At 62.7% G+C, this 25,323-nt stretch carries 19 protein-coding genes and 1 tRNA gene; 12 read left to right on the top strand and 8 right to left on the bottom strand.

The window, feature by feature from the left end:
- Nucleotides 1–68 precede the first annotated feature (68 nt).
- The 4 genes from hemH to BHMPCIPO_RS29495 all read left to right on the top strand — a co-directional run bounded on the left by hemH (nt 69) and on the right by BHMPCIPO_RS29495 (nt 4,298).
- Entirely contained in the window at nt 69–1,088 is a 1,020-nt protein-coding gene (gene hemH, locus BHMPCIPO_RS29510; RefSeq protein ID WP_173520661.1) for a ferrochelatase, read from the top strand.
- A gap of 197 nt (nt 1,089–1,285) precedes the next feature.
- Nucleotides 1,286–2,284: an SPFH domain-containing protein gene (locus BHMPCIPO_RS29505; protein ID WP_173520387.1), complete on the top strand. Its 999-nt coding sequence runs from the start codon at nt 1,286–1,288 to the stop codon at nt 2,282–2,284.
- A gap of 3 nt (nt 2,285–2,287) precedes the next feature.
- Nucleotides 2,288–2,746 carry an NfeD family protein gene (locus BHMPCIPO_RS29500; RefSeq protein WP_173520386.1) on the top strand — a complete coding sequence of 153 codons (459 nt, stop codon included), beginning with the start codon at nt 2,288–2,290 and terminating at the stop codon, nt 2,744–2,746.
- Between the two features lie 109 nt (nt 2,747–2,855).
- Nucleotides 2,856–4,298 carry an outer membrane beta-barrel protein gene (locus BHMPCIPO_RS29495; protein WP_173520385.1) on the top strand — a complete coding sequence of 481 codons (1,443 nt, stop codon included), beginning with the start codon at nt 2,856–2,858 and terminating at the stop codon, nt 4,296–4,298.
- A gap of 230 nt (nt 4,299–4,528) precedes the next feature.
- Here the strand turns inward: BHMPCIPO_RS29495 and galU are convergent, their stop codons facing one another.
- Nucleotides 4,529–5,416 carry a UTP--glucose-1-phosphate uridylyltransferase GalU gene (gene galU, locus BHMPCIPO_RS29490; protein ID WP_173520384.1) on the bottom strand — a complete coding sequence of 296 codons (888 nt, stop codon included), beginning with the start codon at nt 5,414–5,416 and terminating at the stop codon, nt 4,529–4,531.
- 398 nt (nt 5,417–5,814) lie between these two features.
- Here galU and BHMPCIPO_RS29485 point away from each other — a divergent pair, with 398 nt between their 5' ends.
- On the top strand, nt 5,815–7,035 hold the full coding sequence (locus BHMPCIPO_RS29485) for a lytic murein transglycosylase (protein WP_173520383.1): 1,221 nt from the start codon (nt 5,815–5,817) through the stop codon (nt 7,033–7,035).
- 139 nt (nt 7,036–7,174) lie between these two features.
- Nucleotides 7,175–8,425, top strand: a complete 1,251-nt coding sequence (locus BHMPCIPO_RS29480) for an SGNH/GDSL hydrolase family protein (RefSeq protein ID WP_376741732.1) — start codon at nt 7,175–7,177, stop codon at nt 8,423–8,425.
- 178 nt (nt 8,426–8,603) lie between these two features.
- Here BHMPCIPO_RS29480 and BHMPCIPO_RS29475 read toward each other — a convergent pair whose 3' ends face one another.
- Both BHMPCIPO_RS29475 and gltB read right to left on the bottom strand, forming a co-directional pair.
- Nucleotides 8,604–10,061, bottom strand: coding sequence for a glutamate synthase subunit beta (locus BHMPCIPO_RS29475; RefSeq protein ID WP_173520382.1), 1,458 nt, complete (start codon nt 10,059–10,061; stop codon nt 8,604–8,606).
- Between the two features lie 108 nt (nt 10,062–10,169).
- Nucleotides 10,170–14,894, bottom strand: a complete 4,725-nt coding sequence (gltB, locus tag BHMPCIPO_RS29470; RefSeq protein WP_173520381.1) for a glutamate synthase large subunit — start codon at nt 14,892–14,894, stop codon at nt 10,170–10,172.
- 554 nt (nt 14,895–15,448) lie between these two features.
- On the opposite strand from gltB, the gene BHMPCIPO_RS29465 reads away from it, so the two are divergent.
- Nucleotides 15,449–16,495 carry a threonine aldolase family protein gene (locus tag BHMPCIPO_RS29465; RefSeq protein WP_173520380.1) on the top strand — a complete coding sequence of 349 codons (1,047 nt, stop codon included), beginning with the start codon at nt 15,449–15,451 and terminating at the stop codon, nt 16,493–16,495.
- A 94-nt stretch (nt 16,496–16,589) separates the two neighbouring features.
- On the opposite strand, the gene BHMPCIPO_RS29460 is transcribed toward BHMPCIPO_RS29465, so the two are convergent.
- Nucleotides 16,590–17,447 carry a LysR substrate-binding domain-containing protein gene (locus BHMPCIPO_RS29460; RefSeq protein ID WP_173520379.1) on the bottom strand — a complete coding sequence of 286 codons (858 nt, stop codon included), beginning with the start codon at nt 17,445–17,447 and terminating at the stop codon, nt 16,590–16,592.
- A gap of 95 nt (nt 17,448–17,542) precedes the next feature.
- Here BHMPCIPO_RS29460 and BHMPCIPO_RS29455 point away from each other — a divergent pair, with 95 nt between their 5' ends.
- Nucleotides 17,543–18,532: a bile acid:sodium symporter family protein gene (locus BHMPCIPO_RS29455; RefSeq protein ID WP_173520378.1), complete on the top strand. Its 990-nt coding sequence runs from the start codon at nt 17,543–17,545 to the stop codon at nt 18,530–18,532.
- 205 nt (nt 18,533–18,737) lie between these two features.
- Here the strand turns inward: BHMPCIPO_RS29455 and BHMPCIPO_RS29450 are convergent, their stop codons facing one another.
- The gene (locus tag BHMPCIPO_RS29450; RefSeq protein WP_173520377.1) at nt 18,738–19,199 is read right to left on the bottom strand and encodes an Hsp20 family protein; all 462 of its coding nucleotides are present in this window, start codon (nt 19,197–19,199) and stop codon (nt 18,738–18,740) included.
- A 389-nt stretch (nt 19,200–19,588) separates the two neighbouring features.
- Here BHMPCIPO_RS29450 and BHMPCIPO_RS29445 point away from each other — a divergent pair, with 389 nt between their 5' ends.
- Nucleotides 19,589–20,554, top strand: coding sequence for an alpha/beta fold hydrolase (locus BHMPCIPO_RS29445; protein ID WP_173520376.1), 966 nt, complete (start codon nt 19,589–19,591; stop codon nt 20,552–20,554).
- 72 nt (nt 20,555–20,626) lie between these two features.
- Here the strand turns inward: BHMPCIPO_RS29445 and hisN are convergent, their stop codons facing one another.
- Together hisN and BHMPCIPO_RS29435 are read right to left on the bottom strand one after the other, a co-directional pair.
- Entirely contained in the window at nt 20,627–21,400 is a 774-nt protein-coding gene (gene hisN / locus BHMPCIPO_RS29440; protein WP_173520375.1) for a histidinol-phosphatase, read from the bottom strand.
- Between the two features lie 388 nt (nt 21,401–21,788).
- Nucleotides 21,789–22,670, bottom strand: coding sequence for an N-formylglutamate amidohydrolase (locus tag BHMPCIPO_RS29435; RefSeq protein WP_173520374.1), 882 nt, complete (start codon nt 22,668–22,670; stop codon nt 21,789–21,791).
- A gap of 199 nt (nt 22,671–22,869) precedes the next feature.
- On the opposite strand from BHMPCIPO_RS29435, the gene cpdR1 reads away from it, so the two are divergent.
- The 3 genes from cpdR1 (at nt 22,870) to BHMPCIPO_RS29420 (ending at nt 24,540) form a co-directional block, all read left to right on the top strand.
- The gene (gene cpdR1, locus BHMPCIPO_RS29430; RefSeq protein WP_173520373.1) at nt 22,870–23,235 is read left to right on the top strand and encodes a response regulator CpdR1; all 366 of its coding nucleotides are present in this window, start codon (nt 22,870–22,872) and stop codon (nt 23,233–23,235) included.
- A gap of 262 nt (nt 23,236–23,497) precedes the next feature.
- Nucleotides 23,498–23,572 (top strand) — tRNA-Val (locus tag BHMPCIPO_RS29425).
- Nucleotides 23,573–23,841: 269 nt separating this feature from the next.
- On the top strand, nt 23,842–24,540 hold the full coding sequence (locus BHMPCIPO_RS29420) for an alpha/beta hydrolase (protein WP_246304730.1): 699 nt from the start codon (nt 23,842–23,844) through the stop codon (nt 24,538–24,540).
- A 65-nt stretch (nt 24,541–24,605) separates the two neighbouring features.
- Here BHMPCIPO_RS29420 and BHMPCIPO_RS29415 read toward each other — a convergent pair whose 3' ends face one another.
- A complete protein-coding gene (locus tag BHMPCIPO_RS29415) occupies nt 24,606–25,286 on the bottom strand; it encodes a peroxiredoxin-like family protein (protein WP_173520371.1) in 681 nt (226 codons plus the stop codon).
- Nucleotides 25,287–25,323: the final 37 nt, after the last annotated feature.

Here is a 25,323-nt window from a genome sequence, read left to right as displayed (position 1 = left end):
GGCTCCAAACGGAAGCGGTGTCCCGATTTCGGGGCCCGACGAGGATCAAGATGACCGAACAGCTTGCCATGACCGCCCCTGCCAACCACCCTTCCGTGAAATCCGGAAAGATTGGCGTTCTGCTGGTCAATCTTGGCACGCCCGACGGCACCGACTATGCCTCGATGCGCCGCTACCTGAAGGAGTTCCTGACGGACCGGCGGGTGATCGAATGGTCGCGGCTGTTCTGGTATCCGATCCTGTTCGGCATCGTGCTCAACACCCGCCCCGGCAAGGTCGGCAAGGCCTATGAGACGATCTGGAACAAGGAACGGAACGAAAGCTATCTCCGGACCTACACCCGCAACCAAGCGGACCTGATGGCCAAGACCTTCGCCGATCGTCCCGATGTAATCGTCGACTGGGGCATGCGCTACGGTCAACCCTCGATCGCCTCGCGCATGGAGGCACTGCAAAAGGCTGGTTGCGAACGCATCCTCGTCTTCCCGCTTTATCCGCAATATGCCGCCGCCACCACCGCAACGGTCAACGACAAGGCCTTCGAGGCGCTGTTGAAAATGCGCTGGCAGCCGGCGCTGCGCACCGTTCCGCCCTATCACGACGACCCTGTCTACATCGACGCGCTGGCGACCTCGATCGAGCGTCACCTGGCGACACTCGACTGGGAGCCGGAAGTGGTTCTGACCTCCTTCCACGGGATCCCGAAGAGCTACTTCGACAAGGGCGACCCCTACTACTGCCAGTGCCAGAAGACCGCGCGGCTGCTGCGCGAAAAGCTTGGCTGGTCCAAGGAGAAGCTCCAGGTCACCTTCCAGTCGCGTTTCGGCCCCGAGGAATGGCTGCAGCCCTACACCGACAAGACGGTCGAGAAGCTCGCGCAGGAAGGGGTCAAGCGCATTGCCGTCCTCAATCCCGGCTTCGTCTCCGACTGCCTGGAAACCCTCGAGGAGATCGCCGAGCAGGCGGCCGAGAGCTTCCATCACAATGGCGGTGACAAGTTCACACACATTCCCTGTCTCAACGACAGCGCGGAAGGCATGGCGGTTCTCGAACACGTCGTGCGCCGCGAACTCGCCGGCTGGCTCTAACCCATTCCTTGCCGCGCCGCTTGAAAGCGGCGCCCCGACCACCACTTCCGGATGAACGGACCGCGCATGCGTTCACCGGCGAGTGCGCGTGTCTAACGTTTTGAATCCATGCGCCACCCACGGAAACCGATTCCGGTCCGACAACTATTGCGCTAAGGTGCTGTCTCGGGTCGGGACAACAAATTGGGGGGCGTCTCTTGGGCGGACTGGATATCGTCGTCGTCGCATTCGTGGTTCTTATCGTGTTTGTCCTCTTCATGGGGATCAAGACGGTGCCACAGGGGTACCGCTACACGGTCGAACGTTTCGGCCGTTACACCAAGACGCTGGAGCCGGGTCTGAACCTGATCGTGCCCTTCATCGACCGGATCGGCGCGAAGATGAACGTGATGGAGCAGGTGCTCGACGTTCCGACGCAGGAAGTCATCACCAAGGACAATGCCAGCGTCTCGGCCGATGCCGTCGCCTTCTACCAGGTCTTGAACGCGGCGCAGGCGGCCTACCAGGTCGCCCATCTCGAAATTGCCATTCTGAACCTGACGATGACCAACATCCGCTCGGTCATGGGGTCGATGGATCTCGACGAGCTGCTCTCCAACCGCGATACGATCAACGAGAGACTGCTGCGCGTCGTCGACGATGCCGCCAACCCCTGGGGCATCAAGATCACCCGCGTCGAGATCAAGGACATCGCGCCGCCGAAGGATCTGGTCGACGCCATGGCACGGCAGATGAAGGCCGAGCGCGAGAAGCGCGCCCAGGTACTGGAAGCCGAAGGCGCCAGAAACGCACAGATCCTGCGCGCCGAAGGCGCAAAGCAGTCGGCGATCCTGGAGGCGGAAGGCCAGCGCGAGGCGGCGTTCCGCGACGCCGAAGCCCGCGAACGCCTGGCAGAGGCCGAAGCCAAGGCAACGAAGATGGTCTCCGACGCCATCGCATCCGGCGACGTCCAGGCGATCAACTACTTCGTTGCGCAGAAATACACCGAGGCGCTCGCCTCGATCGGCACCGCCAACAACCAGAAGATCGTGCTGATGCCGATGGAAGCCACGTCGCTGATCGGCTCGCTCGGCGGGATCGGCGCCATTGCCAAGGAAGTCTTCGGTGATGGCCCGTCGGGGCAGACTGTGCGTCCGCGCCAATCGGCGCCGCGCACCACGCCCGCCTTCCCGGCCGATCCTTCGCAAGGAAAGTAGCCGATGCTCGAACGCGCCATTCAAGAACTCGGGCCCTGGAACTGGTGGGTCCTCGGCTTCGTGCTGCTCGCCGCCGAACTCGTTGCCCCCGGCGTGTTCCTGATCTGGATCGGGATCGCCGCGCTCATAGTCGGAATTCTCTCGCTCATGCTTTGGGAGATCGGCTTCTGGACCTGGCAGGTTCAGTTCGTCCTCTTCGCGCTGCTTTCGGTGGTCGCGGTCCTGCTCGGCCGCCGCTTTGTTCTCTCCTCGTCCGAAGCCACCGATGAACCCTTGCTGAACCGGAGGGCGGAAAGCCTCGTCGGCCGCACCGCCGTGCTGGAGAAGCCGATCGCCGAGGGGCGCGGTCGTATCCGGCTCGACGATACGATCTGGATCATCGAAGGGCCCGACCTGCCGGCCGGCACCCGCGTCCGTGTCGTTGCCACCCATGGGCGAAACCTGACCGTGGAAAGCGCCTGATCGGCAAGCGACTGAAGCCACGACGTTTTTCGCGGCTGGAAACGATTGCTTAACCACGTCGCTTTACGATTGCGAAAGGATTGCAATCAGGCTCGTGGACAATCGGCATATGGTGCCAGGCTCATCTCGCTCGACCAAAGGAGACGCGCGGCGTTCGACCTCGCTGGCGTTGCTATTGGCCGGCACGGCACTGTTTGCGCCATCGCCATTGCTTGCGCAAACGGCCGCGGCCCCGACGACGTCCTATGGCGTCAGCACCCCGGCAGCCGTCCCGGCTACAACGCCCGCTATCGCCGATCCACAGACCACCGGCGCCGTCAGCGGCGACGACCTGCCGCCGGCGCAGAACGAGGATTACCTCCGCCTCAACCAGCGCGAGCCGACGATCGACGGCCTGCGGTTGCGGACCTATGACCCCGAATACGATCGCGCGCCGGGCGTTCGCATCGGCACCTTCACGCTGCGCCCCAGCGTCAGCGAGAGCATCAACCATGAATGGCGCAAGGACGGTGACACCAAGACGAACCGCGGCTATCTCGAAACCGGGATCCGCGGCACCCTGACCTCCGACTGGTCGCGGCATCAGTTGACCGTCACCGGCGAAGGCGTCCTGCAAAACAATATCTCCGGCGAGGGCGAGGAAGAGCCGCGCGCCAACGTCGACGCGGAACTCCGGCTCGATCTCTGGGACGAAACGATCGCGCGGCTGCGCGCCGGCTATAGCTTCGAGCGTGAAGATGCCGACGATCCGAACGCGATCTCGAACGCCAAGACCCAGTCCGCGGTCAACACCTACCGCCTTGGTGCCGCCATCGAGCGCGACTTCGGCCTGATCCGCGGTTCGGTCGGTATCGACTTCGACCGGCAAACCTACGGCGATGTCGAACTGGAGAACGGCACGAACCTCTCCGTCAAGTACCGCAATCGCAATACGGGCATCCTCACGACCCGGGTCGGCTACGAGCTGTCGCCGGCGCTGGTCCCGTTCCTTGAAGCCTCCGTCGGCAAATCGCTTTACGACCTGCGCGAGGATCCGCTCGGCTTTGAACGTTCCTACCAGACCTATGCCGGACGCGGCGGCATCGAGCTCGACCTCGGCGAGAAACTCTATGGCGAGCTGGGTCTCGGCTACGAGACCTACAACTTCGAGGACGACCGGCTCGGCGAGCTCAGTGGCCTTTCGGTCGACGGCCGCCTCAACTGGTCGCCGCAGCGCGGCACCGATGTGCTCTTCGCCGTTTCGACCGATCTCAACCCGTCGACGACGCCGGGCGATGCGGGGTCGATCGACTACAACCTCACCAACATCATCACCCACCAGATGCGCTCGGATCTGGTCGCGCGGCTGTCGAACAGCCTGACGCTGCGCAACTACCCCTCCGACGCTCGCTCGTCCGACGAAACCACCTGGCGCACCGGCGCCGGCCTGACCTACGACATCAACCGCTACCTGGCACTGACGGGCGACGTCAGCTACGAGCGCACCACCCGCGATCAGGGCGATACGACGGACATCACCCGCGTCGGCGTCGGCCTGACGCTGCGGCGCTAGAGCATATCGCGCAAAAGTGCGGAGCGATTTTGCGATAACGACATGCAAAATATCAACGGCTTAAAGCGCAAGGAGCGAATCTGAAAGATCGCGATGCGCTTTAGAGCAATTCCAGGAAAACTGTGAAACGGGTTTCCGTGCGGGATTGCGTCGATTCAAAGAAGCCCGCCTTCAACGGAGAAGGCCGCGCCTAGCGGACGCGGCCTTCTCGAGTTCATGACGAAGGCAAATTACTTCAGCGCGCCAAGCAGGCTCTTCAGCGGGCCCTCGACGCTCGGGCGGATGTCTCCGCGTTCCAGCGCAAAGGCGACGTTTGCCAGGATGAAGCCATCCTTGGCGCCGCAGTCATAGGTGTCGCCACGGAAGTGATAGGCGGCGAACTGCTGGCTGTCGGAGAGCTTGAGCATGCCGTCGGTCAACTGGATTTCGTTGCCTGCGCCGCGCTCCTGCCTTTCGAGGATCGGGAAAATCTCCGGCTGCAGGATGTAGCGGCCGTTGATGAAGAAGTTGGACGGGGCCGTGCCCGGTGCCGGCTTCTCGACCATCTTGGTGATCTTGAAGCCATCGCCCACCTTGTCGCCGACGCCGACGATACCGTATTTGTGCGCCTGGTCCGGCGCGCATTCCTCGACGGCAATGACATTGCCGCCGCTCTGCTCATAGAGCTCGACCATGCCCTTGAGGCAGCCCTTCTCGCCCTTCATGATCATGTCCGGCAGCAGCAGCGCAAAGGGCTCGTCGCCGACGAGGTCACGGGCGCACCAGACCGCGTGGCCGAGGCCGAGCGGCGCCTGCTGGCGGGTGAAGCTGGTGGTGCCGGCCTTCGGCAGAATGCTGTCGAGCAGCGCGATTTCGGCCTTCTTGTTACGCTCGCGCAGCGTCTGGTCAAGCTCGACCTGAATGTCGAAATAATCCTCGATGACCGCCTTGCTGCGGCCGGTGACGAAGATCAGATGTTCGATGCCCGCTTCCAGCGCCTCATCGACCACATATTGAATGACCGGCTTGTCCACCACCGTCAGCATTTCCTTCGGCACGGCCTTGGTGGCCGGCAGGAAACGTGTGCCCAGCCCTGCGACCGGGAACACGGCCTTGCGGACTTTACGCTTGTCGGTCATCGATACCTCCTTGATAGGACTTCACTCATTAAGTCTTGCCGGATGGTCCCGGACGGCAATCCGTCAGAACCATACAGCGCTCCGTAATGGAGCCGCAATCTCTATGCCGTCAGCTGAACACAGCATGAACCGACGGGACACATGCATATGCGAACTCCACGACCATGGCTTGACATTTTCTGCAGCGGAAGACGCCACCACAATTTCATGGTAAAGGGTTTGTTGACCACGTTTCTGTAGATTCGTTGCAATCCGGCAATGCAACAATCGCGGCCGGATCCGAACCAGGAGCCGCCGACGACTGCCCCCACCGTCCAGGCTGGCCCCAGACTGCCACCTTGCGGAGCGATTCGGGCCATGACGGCCGAAGCTCCGCAGAGAAACGGAACCGACAGCTGATGATCAGAAACCGCAGAACGTTTTTCCGTCATATCGCAGCCGCCCTCGTCCTCTCCGCCGCCGCGCTCGGTACCTCGCCTGCACGCGCCGATGCCGGATTCCAGAACTGGATCAACGAATTCTACGCCACGGCTGCCAAGGCAGGCATCACAAAGGCGACCTATCGGCAAGCCTTCTCCGGCGTGAAGACGCCCGACCAGACAGTGATCGAGAAGGCGAACTATCAGCCGGAGTTCAAGCACAAGATCTGGGAATACATCGATTCCCGGGTGAACCCCTACACCAAGCGCATCGGCCAGGAGATGGCGGCCAAGCACGCCCGCACGCTGAACGCGCTGGAAAAGCGCTTCGGCGTCGACAAGACCATCCTTTTGGCGATCTGGTCGATGGAATCCAACTATGGCGCCGTGCTCGAGAAGGATGATCGCCTGCATTACGTGCCGCGCGCACTGGCAACGCTTGCCTATGTCGATCCGAAGCGCTCGAACTACGCCAAGAAGCAGCTGATTGCCGCGCTGAAGATCCTTCAGAGCGGCGACATCACGCCGCGCGAGCTGACCGGTTCCTGGGCGGGCGCCATGGGTCACACCCAGTTCATCCCGACGAGCTACCTGCTCTATGCGGTTGACGCCGACGGCAATGGCCATCGCGACATCTGGAACTCGGTGCCCGACGCGTTGGCGACGGCCGCCAACCTCTTGAAGAAGAACGGCTGGCAGCCGGGCGAAACCTGGGGCTACGAAGTCGCGCCGCCGGCAAATGCCGCGAAATACTCCGGCCAGACGAAGACGCTCGCCGAATGGGCGTCGCTCGGTTTCGTCAGGCCGAACGGCAAGGCCTTCCGCAACGGCAGCATGCGCGCCGAGCTCAAGCTGCCGAGTGGCGGCGAGGGCCCCGGCTTCCTGATGACCAGGAACTTCTTCGTCATCAAGCGCTACAACGCCTCCGACAGCTACGCCCTTGGCGTCGGCCTTCTTGCCGATCAGATCGCCGGCTATCAGGGCATGCAGCAGCGCTGGCCGCGTCCGGACGGCTCGCTCGACATCAGCGAGAAGTTCGAGCTGCAGAACCGCCTGAAGGAGCTCGGCTACTACAGCGGCGAGGTCGACGGCAATTTTGGTTCCGGTTCCAAGGCCGCGATCCAGGCGTTCCAGTCGAAGAACGGCCTGCCGCCCGATGGAGAGCCGACCCAGATGCTGCTGCGGGCGCTGCGCAACTAGCGCACACTCGAAACGGTTTCGCGATCGCCGTATCCATGAGATAAAGTCGGAAGAGCGCGCTGCACCCGTGCGGCGCGCTTGAACGTGACAGCGGCTCATCCCCGCCGGAACACGCTATGAACGGGTAAAGAACCAGATGATGAGCAAGCGCCGCGGGCACCAGAGCCGAACGCCGTTCGGGATTGCGACCATCTGCATCGCCGCGATGGCGATGGTTGTCGCCAGCCTTTTCGCGAGCTTTGCCGAAGCACAGGAACGGGTCCAGCGGCGCACCCTGTTCCAGATGCTCTTTGGCGGGCTGGCCCGCGAACGGCCGATCTATGAGGATCGTGACTATTTTCCTGAGCAGCCGCGCCCCAAACGGCAGCGGCAGCAACAGCAGCAGCGCCAGAAGGGCCAGGGACAGCAGAAGCAGAAGCCGAAGATTGCCGATACGCCTGCCCCCGCGCCGGTGGTGGTGGAGAAGGCGCCGGACGCCAAGAAGGTGCTGGTCGTCGGCGACTTCATGGCCGGCAGCCTCGGCGACGGCCTGAAGACCGCCTTCGAGATGACGCCCGGCATCGCCATCGAGACGCGGGCGAACGGCTCGTCCGGCCTCGTGCGCGAGGACTATTTCAACTGGCCAGGCACCCTCCCCGGCTATGTCTCTGAAGTAAAACCTTCCGTCATCATCGTCAGCCTCGGCGCCAACGACCGACAGCAGATGCAGATGGGAGACGTCAAGGAAAGGTTCCGCAGCGATCTCTGGACGGAAGAGTATCGCAAGCGTGTCAACGCGCTGGCCGCCCTTGCCCGCAAGGAGAAGCTGCCGGTTCTCTGGGTCGGCATGCCGCCCTTCCAGTCCGCCGCAATGACCGCAGACATGGTCACCTTCAACGGCATCTATCGCGAGGAGATCGAGAAGGTCGGCGGCCAGTTCGTCGACATCTGGGATGGCTTCGTCGACGAGGGCGGCAAGTTCGTTCTGACCGGTTCCGACATCAACGGCCAGCAGGTTCGACTGCGCGGCGCCGATGGCGTCAACCTCACCAAGGCCGGCAAACGCAAACTCGCCTTCTACGTCGAGAAGGATATTCGCCGGCTACTCGGAGATGCCGCCGCGACGGACAAGAACGTGCCGGGAGCCAACGAACTCAAGGACCTGGTCGTGACAGCGCCGCTTGGCAACGAAGATATCGTCAAGACCCAGCCGATCGGCGTGACCGATCCGGCGCTGGACGGCGCCGCGTCCCTGCTCGGCAACGCCGCCCCGGACAAGGGCAATGGCAAGAGCCCCCGCGACCTGCTGGTCGACAAGGGCGATGTCGCCGCCGCACCGGCGGGCCGCGTCGACGACTTCCGTCTGTCGAAGCCAAGCACGGTGATCAGCAATCCGGTGATCCGCAACTAAACATGTCGCGCAAAAGTGCGCGGCAGTTTTGCGATAACTACATGCGAATAATCAGAGACTTAAAGCGCAAGCAGCGAATTTGAAAGATCGCGGCGTGCTCCGGAAACGGTGCTGTTCAATCGCCAACAAAAAGCCCTGTCGCGCGGACAGGGCTTTTCATGCTTGGGAGTAAAGAGCGTCAGCGCGGCAGGGTCGTGGACCCCATCAGCGCCTCGTCGATCGCGCGTGCCGCCTGGCGGCCTTCGCGAATCGCCCAGACGACGAGCGACTGGCCACGACGCACGTCGCCGGCGGTCCAGAGCTTCTCGACCGAGGTCTTGTAGTCGCGCTCGTTGGCGACGACATTGGTCGAGCCGCGGCGGTCGGTGTTGAGCGTCAGCTTGTCGCCGAGATCCTTCAGCACGCTGTTGGCGAAGGGACCGCGGAAGCCGATGGCGATGAAGGCGAGATCGGCCTTGATGATGAACTCCGTGCCGGCGATCGGCTTGCGGCGATCATCCACCTGGCAGCACTTCACGCCGGTGAGATTGCCGTCCTCGTCGCCGATGAATTCGAGCGTCGCCACCTGGAACTCGCGGATGGCGCCTTCGGCCTGGCTGGAGGAGGTGCGCATCTTCGTCGCCCAGAACGGCCATACGGCGAGCTTGTCTTCCTTTTCCGGCGGCTGCGGACGGATGTCGAGTTGGGTCACCTTGACCGCGCCCTGACGGAAGGCCGTGCCGACGCAGTCCGATGCCGTATCGCCGCCGCCGACGACGACGACGTGCTTGCCGCCGGCAAGGATCGGTTGGGACGGCCAGCCGACGCTGTCGATGTTTTCGCGGCCGACGCGGCGGTTCTGCTGCACGAGATAGGGCATCGCGTCATGCACGCCGGCGAATTCGACACCGGGGATGCCCGCATCACGCGGCGTCTCCGAACCGCCGCAGTAGAGCACGGCATCGTAGTCGTCGAGCAGACGCTGCATCGGCAGGTCGACGCCGACATTGATGCCGCAGTGGAAGGTGACGCCTTCGCCCTTCATCTGTTCGACGCGGCGATCGATGAAGTTCTTCTCCATCTTGAAGTCCGGGATGCCGTAGCGCAGCAGGCCGCCTGGCTTCGTTTCACGCTCATAGACGTGGACCTCATGGCCGGCGCGGGCAAGCTGCTGGCCTGCCGCCATGCCGGCCGGGCCGGAGCCAATGATCGCAACCCTCTTGCCGGTCTTGATGACGGCCGGCTGCGGTACGATGTAGCCCATCTCGTAGGCCTTGTCGGCGATCGCCTGTTCGATGGTCTTGATCGCCACCGGCATGTCTTCGAGGTTCAGCGTGCAGGCCTCCTCGCACGGCGCCGGGCAGACGCGGCCGGTGAATTCCGGGAAATTGTTCGTCGAATGCAGGTTGCGGATCGCCTCGTCCCAGTTGCCGTTGTAGACGAGGTCGTTCCAGTCCGGGATCTGATTGTGCACCGGGCAGCCGGTCGGCCCGTGGCAATAGGGAATGCCACAGTCCATGCAGCGAGCGGCCTGCTTCTGCACTTCCGGCTCTGACATCGGAATGGTGAATTCGCGGAAATGGCGGATGCGGTCAGATGCCGGCTGGTACTTTGCCACTTGCCGGTCGATCTCGAGAAATCCAGTTACCTTACCCATCGTACTATCCTGAAAGCTTTGCGTCTGAACAGGCGCTTTTCCCAAGCGCGCGTGAGGGGCCCCCGAACCAGTCTGTGATGAATCGGGAGCCTTGGTCACCGGGGCCTCCTATTCGGCCGCCTCTGCCATTTTCATGCGTTCCATATCCTCGAGCGCACGGCGGTATTCGACCGGCATGACCTTGCGGAATTTCGGCCGGTAATCCGTCCAGCGATCGAGGATCTCCTTCGCCCGGGGCGAACCCGTGTGGTGAAGGTGGTTGGAGATCAGCTGATAGAGCCGCTCCTCGTCGTGGCGCGTCATGTCGCCGGAGACGTCGACCATGCCCTTGTGCATGATGTCGCCGCCGTGGTGATGCAGCTTCTCGAGCATGTCGTCCTCTTCCGGAACCGGCTGCAGCTCGACCATCGCCATGTTGCAGCGACGGGCGAAATCGCCTTCCTCGTCGAGCACGTAGGCAACGCCGCCCGACATGCCGGCCGCGAAGTTGCGGCCCGTGCCGCCGAGCACGACGACGACGCCGCCGGTCATGTATTCGCAGCCATGGTCGCCCACGCCTTCGACGACTGCGACCGCGCCGGAGTTGCGCACGGCGAAGCGCTCGCCGGCGACGCCGTTGAAGTAGCACTCGCCCGAGATCGCGCCGTAGAGCACGGTATTGCCGACGATGATCGATTCCTGCGCGACGATCTTCGCGTTTTCCGGCGGCCGGACGATGATGCGCCCGCCCGAAAGCCCCTTGCCGACATAGTCGTTGCCGTCACCCACCAGATCGAAGGTGATGCCGCGCGCGAGGAACGCGCCGAAGGATTGACCGGCCGTGCCCTTGAGGGTGACATGGATGGTGTCGTCCTTCAGGCCCTTGTGGCCCCAGCGCTTGGCAAGCGCGCCCGAGAGCATGGCGCCGGCCGAACGGTCGACGTTCTTGATCTCGGTGTCGATCTTGACCGGCGCCTTGGTTTCCAGCGCGACCTTGGCCTCCTCGATCAGCTTGCGGTCGAGAATGTCGTCGATCGGATGCTTTTGACGCGTGGTCCAGTAGGTCTCTTCCTTCTTGGCTTCCACCTTGTGGAAGATCTTCGAGAAGTCGAGGCCGTTGGCCTTCCAATGGGCAATCGCACCGTCCTTTTCCAGCAGCTCGGATGCGCCAATGATCTCGTCGAGCTTCCTGACGCCGAGCGAGGCGAGGATCTCGCGCACTTCTTCCGCAACGAAGAAGAAGTAGTTGATCACATGCTCGGCCGTGCCCTTGAAGCGCTTGCGCAGCACCGGATCCTGCGTCGCAACGCCGACGGGACAGGTGTTGAGATGGCACTTGCGCATCATGATGCAGCCGGCGGCGATCAGCGGCGCGGTGGCGAAGCCGAACTCGTCGGCACCGAGCAGCGCACCGATGATGACGTCGCGGCCGGTCTTGAGACCGCCATCGACCTGCAGCGCAACGCGCGAGCGCAGGCCGTTCAGCACCAGCGTCTGCTGGGTTTCGGCCAGGCCGATTTCCCACGGGCTGCCCGCATGTTTCAGCGAGGTGAGCGGCGAAGCGCCAGTACCGCCGTCGAAACCGGCAACGGTGATGTGGTCGGCCCGCGCCTTGGCAACGCCGGCGGCAACCGTGCCGACGCCGACTTCCGAGACGAGCTTGACCGAAACGTCCGCTTCCGGGTTGACGTTCTTCAGGTCGTAGATCAGCTGCGCCAGATCTTCGATCGAATAGATGTCATGGTGCGGCGGCGGCGAGATGAGGCCGACGCCAGGCGTCGAGTGGCGGGTCTTGGCAACCGTCGCGTCGACCTTGTGGCCGGGCAACTGGCCGCCTTCGCCGGGCTTGGCGCCCTGCGCCACCTTGATCTGCAGCATGTCGGCATTGACCAGGTACTCGGTGGTCACGCCGAAGCGGCCGGAGGCGATCTGCTTGATCGCCGAACGCTCGGGGTTCATCGAACCATCCGGCAGCGGCAGGTAGCGGTCGCTTTCCTCACCGCCTTCGCCGGTGTTCGACTTGCCGCCGATCCGGTTCATGGCGATCGCCAGCGTCGTATGCGCCTCGCGGCTGATCGAGCCGAAGGACATGGCCCCGGTCGAGAAGCGCTTGACGATGTCGGCGGCCGGCTCGACCTCGTCGACCGAGATCGGCTTGCGGCCGACAGCCTCGGCGCTCTTCACCGTGAAGAGGCCGCGGATGGTGTTCATGCGCAGCGCCGAGTTGTTCACCATCGCGGCGAATTCGCGATAACGGTCCTGGGCGTTGCCGCGAACCGCATGCTGCAGCGAGGCGATCGCATCCGGCGTCCAGGCGTGGCTCTCGCCGCGCATGCGGAAGGCATATTCGCCGCCGATGTCGAGCGTGTTGGCCAGAACCGGATCGGCACCGAAGGCCGCCTTGTGACGGGCGACGGTCTCGGCGGCGATCTCTTCGAGGCCGATGCCCTCGATCGTCGTCGCCGTGCCGAAGAAGAACTGGTTGACGAACTTCGACGACAGGCCGACCGCGTCGAAGATCTGCGCGCCGCAATAGGACTGGTAGGTCGAGATGCCCATCTTGGACATGACCTTGAGGATGCCCTTTCCGACGGCCTTGATGTAGCGATAGACGACCTCGCTCGCATCGACCTCCTTCGGGAAGTCGCCGCGCTTGTGCATGTCGATCAGCGTGTCGAAGGCGAGATAGGGGTTGATCGCCTCGGCACCGTAGCCGGCGAGCAGGCAGAAATGGTGCACTTCGCGCGGCTCGCCGGACTCGAGCACGATGCCGACCGAAGTGCGCAGGCCCTTGCGGATCAGGTGGTGGTGCACCGCGGCGGTCGCGAGCAGCGCGGGAATAGCCACGCGGTCCGGACCAACCTGACGGTCGGAGAGCACGATGATGTTGTAGCCGCCCTTCACCGCCGCTTCCGCACGCTCGCAGAGCCGATCGAGCATTTCCGGCATGCCTTCGGCGCCGCGTGAAATGTCATAGGTGAAGTCGAGCGTCTTGGTGTCGAAGCGGTCCTCCGTGTGACCGATCGAGCGGATCTTTTCGAGATCGCCATTGGTCAGGATCGGCTGGCGCACTTCGAGGCGCTTGGCATGCGCCATGCCCTCGTGGTCGAGGATGTTCGGACGCGGGCCGATGAAGGAGACGAGGCTCATCACCAACTCTTCGCGGATCGGGTCGATCGGCGGGTTGGTGACCTGCGCAAAGTTCTGCTTGAAATAGGTATAGAGCAGCTTGCGCTTGTCCGACATCGCCGAGATCGGCGTATCGGTGCCCATCGAGCCGATCGCTTCCTGACCGGTCGTTGCCATCGGCGACATCAGGATCTTGGTGTCTTCGAGCGTGTAGCCGAAGGCCTGCTGGCGGTCGATCAGCGACACGTCGCGGCGCAGCGCGCGCGGTTCCACCGGCTTCAGCTCTTCGAGAATGAGCTGGGTGTCTTCGAGCCACTTGCTGTAGGGGTGCTTCTGGGCGAGCGAGGACTTCACCTCCTCGTCGGAGATGATGCGGCCCTGCTCCATGTCGATCAGCAGCATCTTGCCGGGCTGCAGACGCCACTTCTTGACGATCTTGTCTTCGTCGACCGGCAGCACGCCGGCTTCCGAAGCGAGGATGACGCGGTCGTCGGAGGTGACGATGTAGCGGGCCGGACGCAGACCATTGCGGTCGAGCGTCGCGCCGATCTGGCGGCCGTCGGTGAAGGCGACCGCGGCCGGTCCGTCCCACGGCTCCATCAGGGCTGCATGGTATTCGTAGAAGGCCTTGCGTTCCGGCGACATCAGCTGGTTGCCGGCCCAGGCTTCCGGGATCAGCATCATCACTGCATGCGACAGCGAGTAGCCGCCCTGCACCAGGAACTCGAGCGCGTTGTCGAAACAGGCCGTGTCCGACTGGCCCTCATAGGAGATCGGCCAGAGCTTGGAAATGTCCTCGCCGAAGAGCGGCGAAGAGACCGAGGCCTGGCGCGCCGCCATCCAGTTGACGTTGCCGCGCAGCGTGTTGATTTCGCCGTTGTGGGCGACCATGCGGTAGGGATGCGCGAGCTTCCACGAGGGGAAGGTGTTGGTGGAAAAGCGCTGGTGTACGAGTGCCACCGCCGTCTCGAAGCGCGGGTCGGACAGGTCCTTGTAATAGGCGCCGACCTGGTAGGCGAGGAACATGCCCTTGTAGACGATCGTCGAGGACGACAGCGAGACAGGGTAGAAGTTGCTCTCCTCGCCCTTGTATTCGTCATAGATACGGTTGGAAATCACCTTGCGCAGCGTGAAGAGGCGACGCTCGAACTCGGGGTTCGTGGCGGCATCGCGGCCGGCACCAATGAAGACCTGGATGTGGCGCGGCTCGGTCGCAGCGATTTCCGGCGCCTTCGAGAGCGACGAATTGTCGACCGGCACGTCGCGGTAGCCGAGCAGCACTTGGCCTTCCTCGGCGACGACGTCCTTGATCACCCGCTTGAAATGTTCGACCAGCGCATCGTCCTGCGGCATGAAGATATGGCCGACGGCATATTCGCCGGCCTTCGGCAGGGTGACGCCTTGCTTGGCCATTTCCTCGCGGAAGAAGCGATCGGGAATCTGCACGAGAATGCCCGCGCCATCGCCCATCAGCGGGTCGGCGCCGACGGCACCACGGTGCGTCAGGTTTTCGAGCATGAAGAGGCCGTCTTGCACGATCTGGTGCGACTTCTGGCCCTTCATATGCGCGACGAAGCCGACGCCGCAGGCGTCATGCTCGTTGCGCGGATCGTAGAGACCCTGTTTTCGCGGCAGGCCAGTCGGGAATACGGGCGTTTTTTCAGCCGTCGCAACGCTGTGTGCGAGGTTGAGCCCAGATTGCTGTGATGGCGAATGATCCGTCATCGGTTTCCCTCCTGTTAAACCCGGCACCGCCGGGCATGGCACCGCCCGCGCATAGCTCTTCGTTGCGCGCAAAGGCACGCCAAAAAGCCGGGGCACTCATCGTCTCATGATCCTGATCAGGTCGCAAATAAGCACGACATCATCAGGCACTGATGTCTGCGACCATCCTGACGGCAGGCGATAACAACCGGATGAAATCCGGCAAATCCCCCTGCTTCGCACGCCGGCTGCCGTTTTTTTAGGCACTCTCGGCGATTGTTCCGGTCCCTAGACCGAAATAGGACAGCAAACCTGTCCTATTTCATGTGCTCTATGCCAGAAACTACCCCCCTCCGCAAGGGGCATATCAGCAAATAATAGAGAAGATTTTGCCGAACATTGCCGGAAATTTCCGGCTTTTATAATTAAATTACGGCTTTCAAGCCTTTTCTTCCTTTTGGTTTCAAACTGGTCTCCTGTTGGCCTCTCAACCGCTGACCGTGATTGATCCGGCAGAGAACTCGGCTAAGGTCGGCAAAATCCGTCGAAAAGACTGTAATACAGGGTGGAAAGTGATGATTTTTTCGTCTGACAACTGGGCTGGCGCCCATCCAGTGATTGCCGAAAGCCTGACGGCGCATGCCGGCGGATACGCGTCTGCCTACGGCACCAGCGATCTCGACCGGAAAGTGGAAAAGAAGTTCGCCGAGATCTTCGAAAGAGATGTCGCCGTCTTCTTCGTCGGCACCGGAACCGCCGCCAATTCGCTGGCGCTTGCGACCGCCAACCGCGCAGGCGGCATCACCTTCTGCCATCGTGAGGCGCACGTCATCGCCGACGAATGCGGCGCACCGGAATTCTTCTCGCACGGCGCCAGGCTGAAGCCCGTCGATGGACCATGGGGCAAGATGGAGGCGGTGCGGCTCGAAACCGAGATCCGGCGCTATCCGCTGGACAACGTTCATGGCGGCCAGCCGGCCGCGGTGACGCTGACCCAGGCGACGGAAAGCGGCACGGTCTATTCGCTCGCCGAGATCGAGGCGCTCACCGCCGTTGCCAAGGCGCATAAGTTGCCGGTGCATATGGATGGCGCCCGCTTCGCCAATGCACTTGTCAGCCTCGGCACGACGCCCGCCGAAATGACCTGGAAGCGCGGTGTCGATCTCGTCTCCTTCGGCGGCACCAAGAACGGCTGCTGGTGCGCCGAAGCGTTGGTGCTGTTCGATCTCTCCAAGGCGCACGAGATGCATTTCCTGCGCAAGCGCTCGGCTCAACTCTTCTCCAAGTCGCGCTTCGTCTCGGCCCAGTTCGACGCCTACTTTGCCGGCGATCTCTGGCTGAACCTCGCACGCCATGCCAATGCGATGGCCGCCCGCCTTGCCGAGGGCATTGCCGCCTCGAAGACGAGCCGGCTCGCCTGGCAGGCGGACGCCAATGAGGTCTTCCCCATCCTGCGGAAGGATGTGGCAGCGAAGCTTAGACAGCAGGGCGCCGTCTTCTATGACTGGCCCGTGCCGCACGACCTCGACGGCAGCCTCGCGGAGAATGAAGGCCTCTATCGTCTCGTCACCAGCTTCGCGACGAAGGCCGAGGACGTCCAGCGCTTCGTTGCCGCCTGCTGAGGGAGTTCAGGCAAACGGCAACGCTTTTCCGTCGGCAGTTGCGTTCTCGCAAGAAACTGGATCATCCCGCCGCCTGGGCGGGATGGTCTCCGCCTCAAGCCTGCCCCTGCAACGTCCGCACATTGGAGAGGATCTCCGCCGAAAGTGCTGCACTCAGCTTGCGGTCGGCGCCTTTGCTCGGCACCAGCACGAATTCAACGTCTTCGAGCGGCGGCAGGATACCGGCCGGTATCTCCTTCAGTCCCGGCGGCACCATGCTGCGCGGCTGCACGAGCACGCCCATGCCGGCGCGCGCGGCTGCCGTCAGCCCGCTGAGACTGCCGCAAGTGCAGACGATGCGCCACGGCAGGCGGTGCCGGTCGAGCACCTCGAGAGCGACGCTGCGGGTGATGCTCGGCGGCGGAAAGGCGATCAGCGGCAGGACCTTGTCACGCCTGATCCTTTCGGGATCGCGCGCCAGCCAGACGAGCGGTTCACGGTAGACGAGCTCGCCTCTGACATCGCCAAGCCTTCGTTTGGCAAGCACGAGATCGATCTCGCCATTATCCTGCATCTGATAGAGCACGCCGCTCAAGGCGACGGTCAGTTCGAGATCGACCGACGGGTGCGCCCGCACGAAATCTTCCAGCACCGCCGGCAACCGGCTCATGACGAAGTCCTCGGAAACGCCGAGACGCAGGCGCCCGCGCAGGCTGCTTTCGGCAAAGAGCGCCCGCACCTCGCCGTCGATCGCCAGCATCGACCGGGCATGGGCAAGCAGCGCCAGCCCATCCGCCGTCAGGGCCACCCGGTGCGTATCGCGGGCAACCAGGGTCCGCCCGAGCGAGGCCTCAAGCCTCTGAATGTGCTGGCTGACGGTCGATTGTCCGAGCGACAGTTTTTCCGCCGCCAGCGTGAAGCTGCCCATCTGCTCGAGGGCGACGAAGCTGCGCAACTGCACGAGATCCAGCATAACTCATCCCAAATCGCGATAACTGTTATTCCTTGCATCCTGCTTCATAATGAGCGATCCCGGCAAGACGTTTGATGACGAGCAAGTGACCTAATATGCGCCGCTACCTTCCCGATACCTTCACCATCCTGCTTCTGGCGACGGTGCTTTTGGCATCCGTCCTGCCGATCCATGGTGATGCCGCCGTCTGGTTCGGCATGGCGACGAAGGTGGCCGTCGGTATGGTCTTCTTCCTGCATGGCGCGCGGTTGTCGCGCGAGGTGGTGATCGCCGGCATCCTGCACTGGCGGCTGCACCTGACGATCCTTGCTTCAACCTTCGCGCTCTTCCCCCTGATCGGTCTTGCGATCGGTTTCGTCCCGAACTCGGTCCTGCCGTCGACGCTCTATACCGGCATCCTGTTCCTCTGCGTGCTGCCCTCGACGGTGCAATCGTCGATCGCCTTCACCGCGATGGCCGGCGGCAACGTGCCAGCGGCGATCTGCTCGGCTTCCGCTTCCAATATCTTCGGCATGTTCCTGACGCCGCTGCTCGTCGGGCTGCTTTTTTCCGCCGGCGGGCATGGCGGCGTGACGCTCGATGCGCTGGAGCAGATCCTGCTGCAATTGCTTGCACCCTTCATCGCCGGGCAATTGCTGCAACCCTGGATCGGCGGCTGGATCCGGGCGCGCAAGGGCCTGCTGGCCCCCGTCGATCGCGGTTCGATCCTGATGGTCGTCTATCTCGCCTTCAGCCAGGCAGTGACGTCCGGCCTCTGGCAGACCTACTCGCTGACCGATCTCGGCATCTTGGTCGCCATCGAGATCCTCATGCTGGCGCTCGTCCTCGCCATCACCATGTTCGGCAGCCGCCTGCTTGGCTTCGACAAGGCGGACGAGATCGCCATCACCTTCTGCGGCTCGAAGAAAAGCCTCGCAAGCGGCGTCCCCATGGCGAGCGCCATCTTCGCCGGGCAGAACATCGGCGCAATCGTGTTGCCTGTCATGCTGTTCCACCAGATCCAGCTAATGGCCTGCGCTGTCATCGCACAGCGCTACGCCGCCAAGAAGCAGGCGTCGGCAATGCCCGCACCGGCCAGATCCTAGAGCGCCCCGGCTTCAGGTGACATCACTGGAGCGGAAAGATACTCCAGAAACAAAGGGCTAGGGCGACTTAGTGCGTTCATCTGAACGCACGGCGCTCTGCCAGCAAAGTGGCGCGATTTCCGTCCGGAATCCGCATGATTGCCAAGAGCCAATAAAAAAGCGGCGCCCCTGGGGACGCCGCCTGTCTTGGGAGATGTCTTCGCGGTTAAAGGCTCTGAGCCTCGATCTGCTTCGGCTGCGAGCCGACGGACGAAATCTCGATCCGGCGGGGCTTGGCTGCTTCCGGGATCTCACGGGTGAGGTCGATGTGCAGCAAGCCGTTCTTCAGCGAAGCGGACTTGATCTCCACGTGATCGGCGAGCTGGAAGCGGCGCTCGAAGGCGCGCTTGGCAATGCCGCGATGGAGAAACTGGCTTTCTTCGCCCTTTTCCTCGGCCTTTTCGCCCTTGACCGTTAGCGTATGCTCACGGGCCTCGATCGAAAGCTCGCTCTCGTCAAAGCCGGCAACGGCCATGGTGATGCGGTAGGCGTTTTCGCCAGTGCGTTCGATGTTGTAGGGCGGATAGGTCTGAGCCTGATCCGGCTGGCCGAGGCTGTCGAGCATCGTGAACAGGCGATCGAAGCCGACGGTGGAACGGTAGAGGGGAGAGAAATCGAAGTGACGCATTGTGTCCTCCTTGGAGCAACGGTTTGCGATGTCTGGTCGGCCACCCCATTTTGGCAGCGGCAGGACCGGTGAACGGACCCGTCTTCGGCGCCCGTGACCCTGATTTGGGGAGGCGAAATCGCGACTTCAAGACGTGAGCGCTCACGATTTTCCCGTGAACCGGACATGAATGGTTGCTTTGGCTTCCGTTCAGCCGCGGGAGGCTAGAAGGAAACCCTGGGCGGCAACTCCCAGGCTGAAGTGATACGTCCCTTCCCCTTCAGCGGCCGGAAACGGTGATCGTCCGGATTTCACCCACCGTTTCCGGCCTTTTTTCTTTGACGGCGAAGACCCTGCCGCCTATCCCTTGATGATATCGATCAACCGCTCTTCTTGGCCGCTATGACGTCATGAGTTCGATCCTGCACTCGACACCGGACAATCCGATCCCGGAAAATTACGTGGCGGGCTTCTTCGATGGCGTCGGCGGCCGCAAGATCCGCTACGCGATCTTCAAGACGAAGCAGCCGGTCGCGCGCGGCACGGTCGTCCTGCTGCAGGGGCGCAACGAATCGATCGAGAAATATTTCGAGACGATCGCCGAACTCATGGCCGCCGGCCTCTGGGTCGCAACCTTCGACTGGCGCGGCCAGGCCGGCTCCGCGCGGCTCTTGCCGAACCCCGGACGCGGTTACGTCGAGCACTTCTCCGACTATGAGCGCGACCTCAGCACCTTCCTGGAACAGATCGTGCTGCCGGACACGCGCCTGCCCTTCTCGATCGTCGCCCACTCCATGGGTGCGCTCGTTGCCCTCTCGCTGGCACCGATGCTGGCAAGCCGGATCGATCGGCTGGTGGTGCTGGCGCCCTTCGTCGGTCTCGGCGGCCAGGCGCTTGGCGAGCGCAGCATCGCCACGGTTGCGACCCTTATGCGCTGGATCGGCCTCGGCACGCTGCCGGTGCATCCGGACAAGGGCAACCGCCCGTTCGAGAACAACGTGCTGACGGCGGACCGGCGCCGCTACCTGCGCAACATCGCGCTGACCGACACACATCCGGAACTGCGGCTTGGCCCGCCGACGGCGCGCTGGCTGAGCGAGGCCTTCCGTGCCATGCGCCGGGTCAACCGCCGCGAGCATCTGACCCAGATCACCCTGCCGACGATCATCCTTGCGCCGACTGCGGACCGTCTGGTGCCGCATCTCGCCGTTGAGTGGCTGGCGCGCAATTTCCGCGCCGCCCACATGATCCCGATCGATGGCGCCCGCCATGAACTGCTGCATGAAGCGGATCGTTATCGCGCCCAGGCGATGGCCGCGATCCTCGCCTTCGTCATCCCCGAAAAGGGCGACGAACGAGAAAATACCGCCGCCTGATACAGGCGGCACTTTCGCTATTCGTTTGATTTACGGGACTCTTCCGCACCGGCGCGAAAGTGCGTGGCGGCTTCAGCCTTTCAGGATTTCCAGCGCCTGCGCATGCAGTTCGGCACTGCCGGCAGCGATGACTTCGCCGCCCATTTCCGCCGGTCCGCCCTGCCAGTTGGTGATGATGCCGCCGGCCTGCTCGATCAGCGGGATGAGGCCGCCGACGTCATAGGGCTTCAGCCCGCATTCGATCACCAGGTCGACATGACCGGCGGCGAGAAGCGCGAAGGCGTAGCAGTCGCAGCCATAGCGGAAGAGCCGGACCTTGCTCTGCAGCGCCTCGTAGCGGGTCTTGAAATCGCCGGTATAGAGATGCGGCGACGTCGTGAAGAGCACCGCGTCCGAAAGCGATTTGCAGGCGCGCGTCGAAAGCACCTGCTCACCACCGGGCCCGCGGTAAACGGTCTCTCGGCCATCGGCGAAATAGCGCTCGCCGGTAAACGGCTGGTCCATCAGGCCCATGATCGCCTCGCCATTGCGATAGAGGCCGATCAGCGTGCCCCAGACCGGCAGGCCCGAAATGAAGGCGCGGGTACCGTCGATCGGGTCGATGACCCAGACATGTTCCCGGTCAAGCCCGACATTGCCATGCTCTTCGCCGAGGATGCCATGTTCTGGGAAATGCCTTTCGATCAGCGCACGGATCGCCGCTTCCGCCGACTGGTCCGCCTCCGTTACCGGATCGAAGCCGCCTTCGAGCTTGTTGGCCACGCTGGTGCCGATCCGGAATCGCGGCAGGGTCTCTGCCTTGGCAGCTTCGGCAAGGCGGTCGAAGAAGGCGCGGTCAGGCAGCATGGCTCTCTCTCAGGGAAGCATGGAGGAAGGTACGTCCTGCATAGCCGAAATTCACCGAAAGGCAAACGACCTGAACGCGCCAGGCTGCTTGCTGTCGCTGGCATCAAGGCTGCGAAGGGACTGCGAGCCCTTGGGCGCGGCAAGGCCCCACCCTCGCCCCGATCGCCGTTTTGGCGATTTCAATCGGTTGAGATGGCGCTTCGACTGAAAAACTTTTGATGCACCGCAAAAGTTTTCAGCGAAAAAACTTGACATTTGTGCAGTGCAAAATTAAGGTTTGGGTACAGTCACCTGTGACTGTAAATACCCTCCTTGGGTGTTTCCTCCCTAGACTTGACCGCGCCGATGGCGCGGTTTTTTTTGAAGCGCCCCGACAGAAAATCCGATGTCATTCCGCTGCGAGCGGGAGGTAGGCGCCGTAGTCTTCGACATGGCGGGAAAGCGACGCGACGAAGGTCGTGAGATCCGCGACCAGCGCGCCGAAGCCGGGCTTGCGCATCAGCGTCGTCTCGTCGACATAGAGCGCGCGGTTGATCTCGATCTGCAGTGCATGCAGCCCGCGCGTCGGGCGGCCATAATGCTCGGTGATGAAGCCGCCGGCATAGGGCTTGTTGCGCACGACGCTGTAGCCGAGTTGCTGCAAGAGATCGACCGCGGCGCGCGAGAGCTCGCCCGCGGCACTCGTCCCATAGCGGTCGCCGATGATGAAATCGGGACGCTGGGCACTACCGGGCAGATGCATGTTGCCGGGCATCGAATGACAGTCGATCAGCACCGACAGACCGAACTGGACATGAGTGCGCGCGATCAGCTTGCGCAAGGTGGCATGGTAGGGCTTGTAGATCGTCTCGATCCGCGCCAGCGCATCCGCTACCGGGAACCGTCCGCGATAGATTTCCATGTTCTCGGCGACGAGCCGCGGTATCGTGCCGAGGCCGCCGGCGACGCGCATCGAACTGATGTTGGCATGGGGCGGCAACGGACCGTCGAACATGCGCGGGTCGAGCTCGTAGGGCTCGCGGTTGACGTCGAGGAAGGCGCGCGGGAAATGCGCCAGCAGCATCGGCGCTCCGAGAAAAGTCGCGTTCTGGAACAGCTCGTCGACATAGTGGTCTTCCGACCGGCGAATTGAAACGGCGTCGAGCCGCGATTGATCGAGAAAGCTCTGGGGATAGGAACGGCCGCTATGCGGTGAATTGAACACAAAGGGGATGCGCTGGATTGGAGGTTCCAGGACCTCGAATAATTCCCTCTCCGCAATTTCCCCCATCTGAACCCTTTTTTACCATATGCGGTTCGTACAATTGTCATCATGTTGCCAGTTGGTCCGCTCTGTGTCCATAGTGACCAATCACAGCCCCCGGGGAATTGACGTCCCGCGTTCACGAGATATTTACCGCGTTGCGGTTTGGATAAACCGCCGCAATCTACGCGCAATGAACTGAAAAAAGAGAAGCACGGCCGAATTCATGACTGCGAAAATCCTTCTTGCCGAAGACGACAACGATATGCGCCGGTTCCTGGTGAAGGCGCTCGAAAAGGCCGGCTACAAGGTCATGTCCTACGACAACGGCGCCAGCGCCTATGACCGGCTTCGTGAGGAGCCCTTCTCGCTTCTCCTCACCGACATCGTCATGCCCGAGATGGACGGCATCGAGCTGGCGCGCCGCGCGACAGAACTCGATCCGGACCTCAAGGTCATGTTCATCACCGGATTTGCCGCTGTCGCGCTCAACCCGGACTCCAGGGCGCCAAAGGATGCTAAGGTGCTTTCGAAGCCCTTCCACCTCCGCGACCTCGTCGACGAGGTCAACAAGATGCTGGCCGCCGCCTGAGCCACGACGGTTTTCCACAGCCTCTGCCGCTCGCGGCACGCAGTAGGAAGATTTCCGATCGACCGCCGCGATCCACAAGGGATCTGCGGCGGTCTTTTCGTTTCAAGGCCTTAGCGGGAATCCCGGAAATTCGGGCACTCGCTGGCTCGCCGCGACCGACCCTCGGACGGAAAAAACAGGCCTTCGAAATTTCTGTCAAAAAACCTTCGAAAACCCTATTGACGCGGCAACGGGTTTTGTGGTCTATGCGCCGACATCGGATGGGCGTGTAGCTCAGCGGGAGAGCACTACGTTGACATCGTAGGGGTCACAAGTTCGATCCTTGTCACGCCCACCATTCGAATTCCAAGGGCCTTTCGAGAAATCGAGAGGCCCTTTTCGTTTGCCCGTGACGTGCCGGCTGGCGACGTCTCCACTCGTTCCGATTCTCTACGAAGTTTAATGTCGTCCATCATGGAATGGCCGGGCTCCACGCCCTAGTTTGCATTCGCAATCTGATCGTATCCGCAGTCCATCGCATCCGTAGACCAACGGGCGGCAGCGCAACTCGCGCCCTGATGCGCGACGGCGACGTCGCCGGCCACATCTTCTCAGAATGAGAAAGGAATGGACAATGCCTGCCGTCAAAAACATCCTGCTCGTACACGGCGCCTGGGGCGATGCATCCCATTGGCGTCATGTGATCCCGCCGCTCCACGCCAAGGGCTACAGGATCGTCGCAGTGCAGAACCCGCTGACCTCGCTTGCCGACGACGTCGAGCGCACGCGCAAGCTGGCGGAGGCGCTCAAGGGCCCGACCCTGCCGTCGGCCACTCCTATGGCGGCGCGGTGATCAGCGGCGCTGGCCACGCATCCAATGTCGTCGGCCTCGTCTATATCGCGGCCTTCGCACCCGATGAAGGCGACAGCCTCGGCAGCATCTTTGCACGGCGCGACCCGCCCTCCGGTGCCGCCAGCATCCGACCCGACAAGGACGGGTTTCTCTGGCTGGCGCAGGACACCTTCCGCCAGAGCTTCGGCCAGGATTTGAACGAGACCGATGCACTGGTCATGGCGGTGGCGCAGAAGCCGATTGCCGGGCGTTGCTTCGAAGACAAGGCCGGGCCGCCGGCCTGGAAGACGAAGCCGAGCTGGTATCAGGTATCGCGCCACGACAACATGATCCCGCCGGAAACCGAACAGTGGATGGCCGAACGCATCAAGGCGAAGAAGATCATCACGCTCGACGCCAGCCACGCTTCGCTTGCATCGCATCCAAAGGAGATCGTCGCGCTGATCGACGAGGCGATCGCGTCGCTCGGCTAAAGCCAGCCGTGCAAAAGTGTCGCGACGAAAAACCCCGTCGACGCCAGCCATTCAAGGTCGGCGCCTCAATGCACCATGGCGGAGGCGACGGACATCAATTCGTCGCGACGGGGAACGCCGAACAGGTTCTTGCCGCCATCCGGCACTTCCGTGAAGCTCCAGCGCACGACGCCGTCGCGATCGAGCAGGAATTCGCCGACGAGCTGCCCGGCCCCCGTCGCCATCATGCGTTCGTCCGCTTCCGTGACCTCATAGCCATCAGCCTTGTCGAGGAAGACCATCGCCGCCATCGGGTCCATCGGCTCCGGCATTTCGCCCGGCAGCTTCACCTTCATCGCCATCAACGTCGATTGCGCGATCTTGCGCGGCCACTCGTCCTCATCCGCCGTGAATTCGAGGTTGGGCAGCCCGAAGGCCCGATGCGAGACCCGCTCGGGATCGGAAGCGGCCAGCAGGTTCGGCACGGGATGATAGCGGAAATAGAGGCGGGCCCGCTCGATCGGCGTGTTGACCACCGTCAGGCTCTCGATGCCCCTCTCCCGCAAGGCGCCGTCGAGTTGCGCCATGGCAGCGATCTGCCGTCTGCAGAACGGACAATGCAGGCCGCGGAACAGGCCGACCAGGACCGGCTTGCGGCCACGAAAATCATCAAGGGCGATCTGACCTTCCTGCGTGATTGCGTCGAGCACCACATTCGGCGCCCGGTCACCCGGCTGCAACGGCCGTCCACTCATCGGCTCAACCATGTCTCGTCTCCTCATCCCGGCCGGAACGGTCCCGGTA

This window comes from Ensifer sesbaniae (genome assembly GCF_013283665.1).
In the GTDB taxonomy this organism is placed as follows: Bacteria; Pseudomonadota; Alphaproteobacteria; order Rhizobiales; family Rhizobiaceae; genus Ensifer; species Ensifer sesbaniae.
This window is presented reverse-complemented; position numbering and strand designations above follow the sequence as displayed.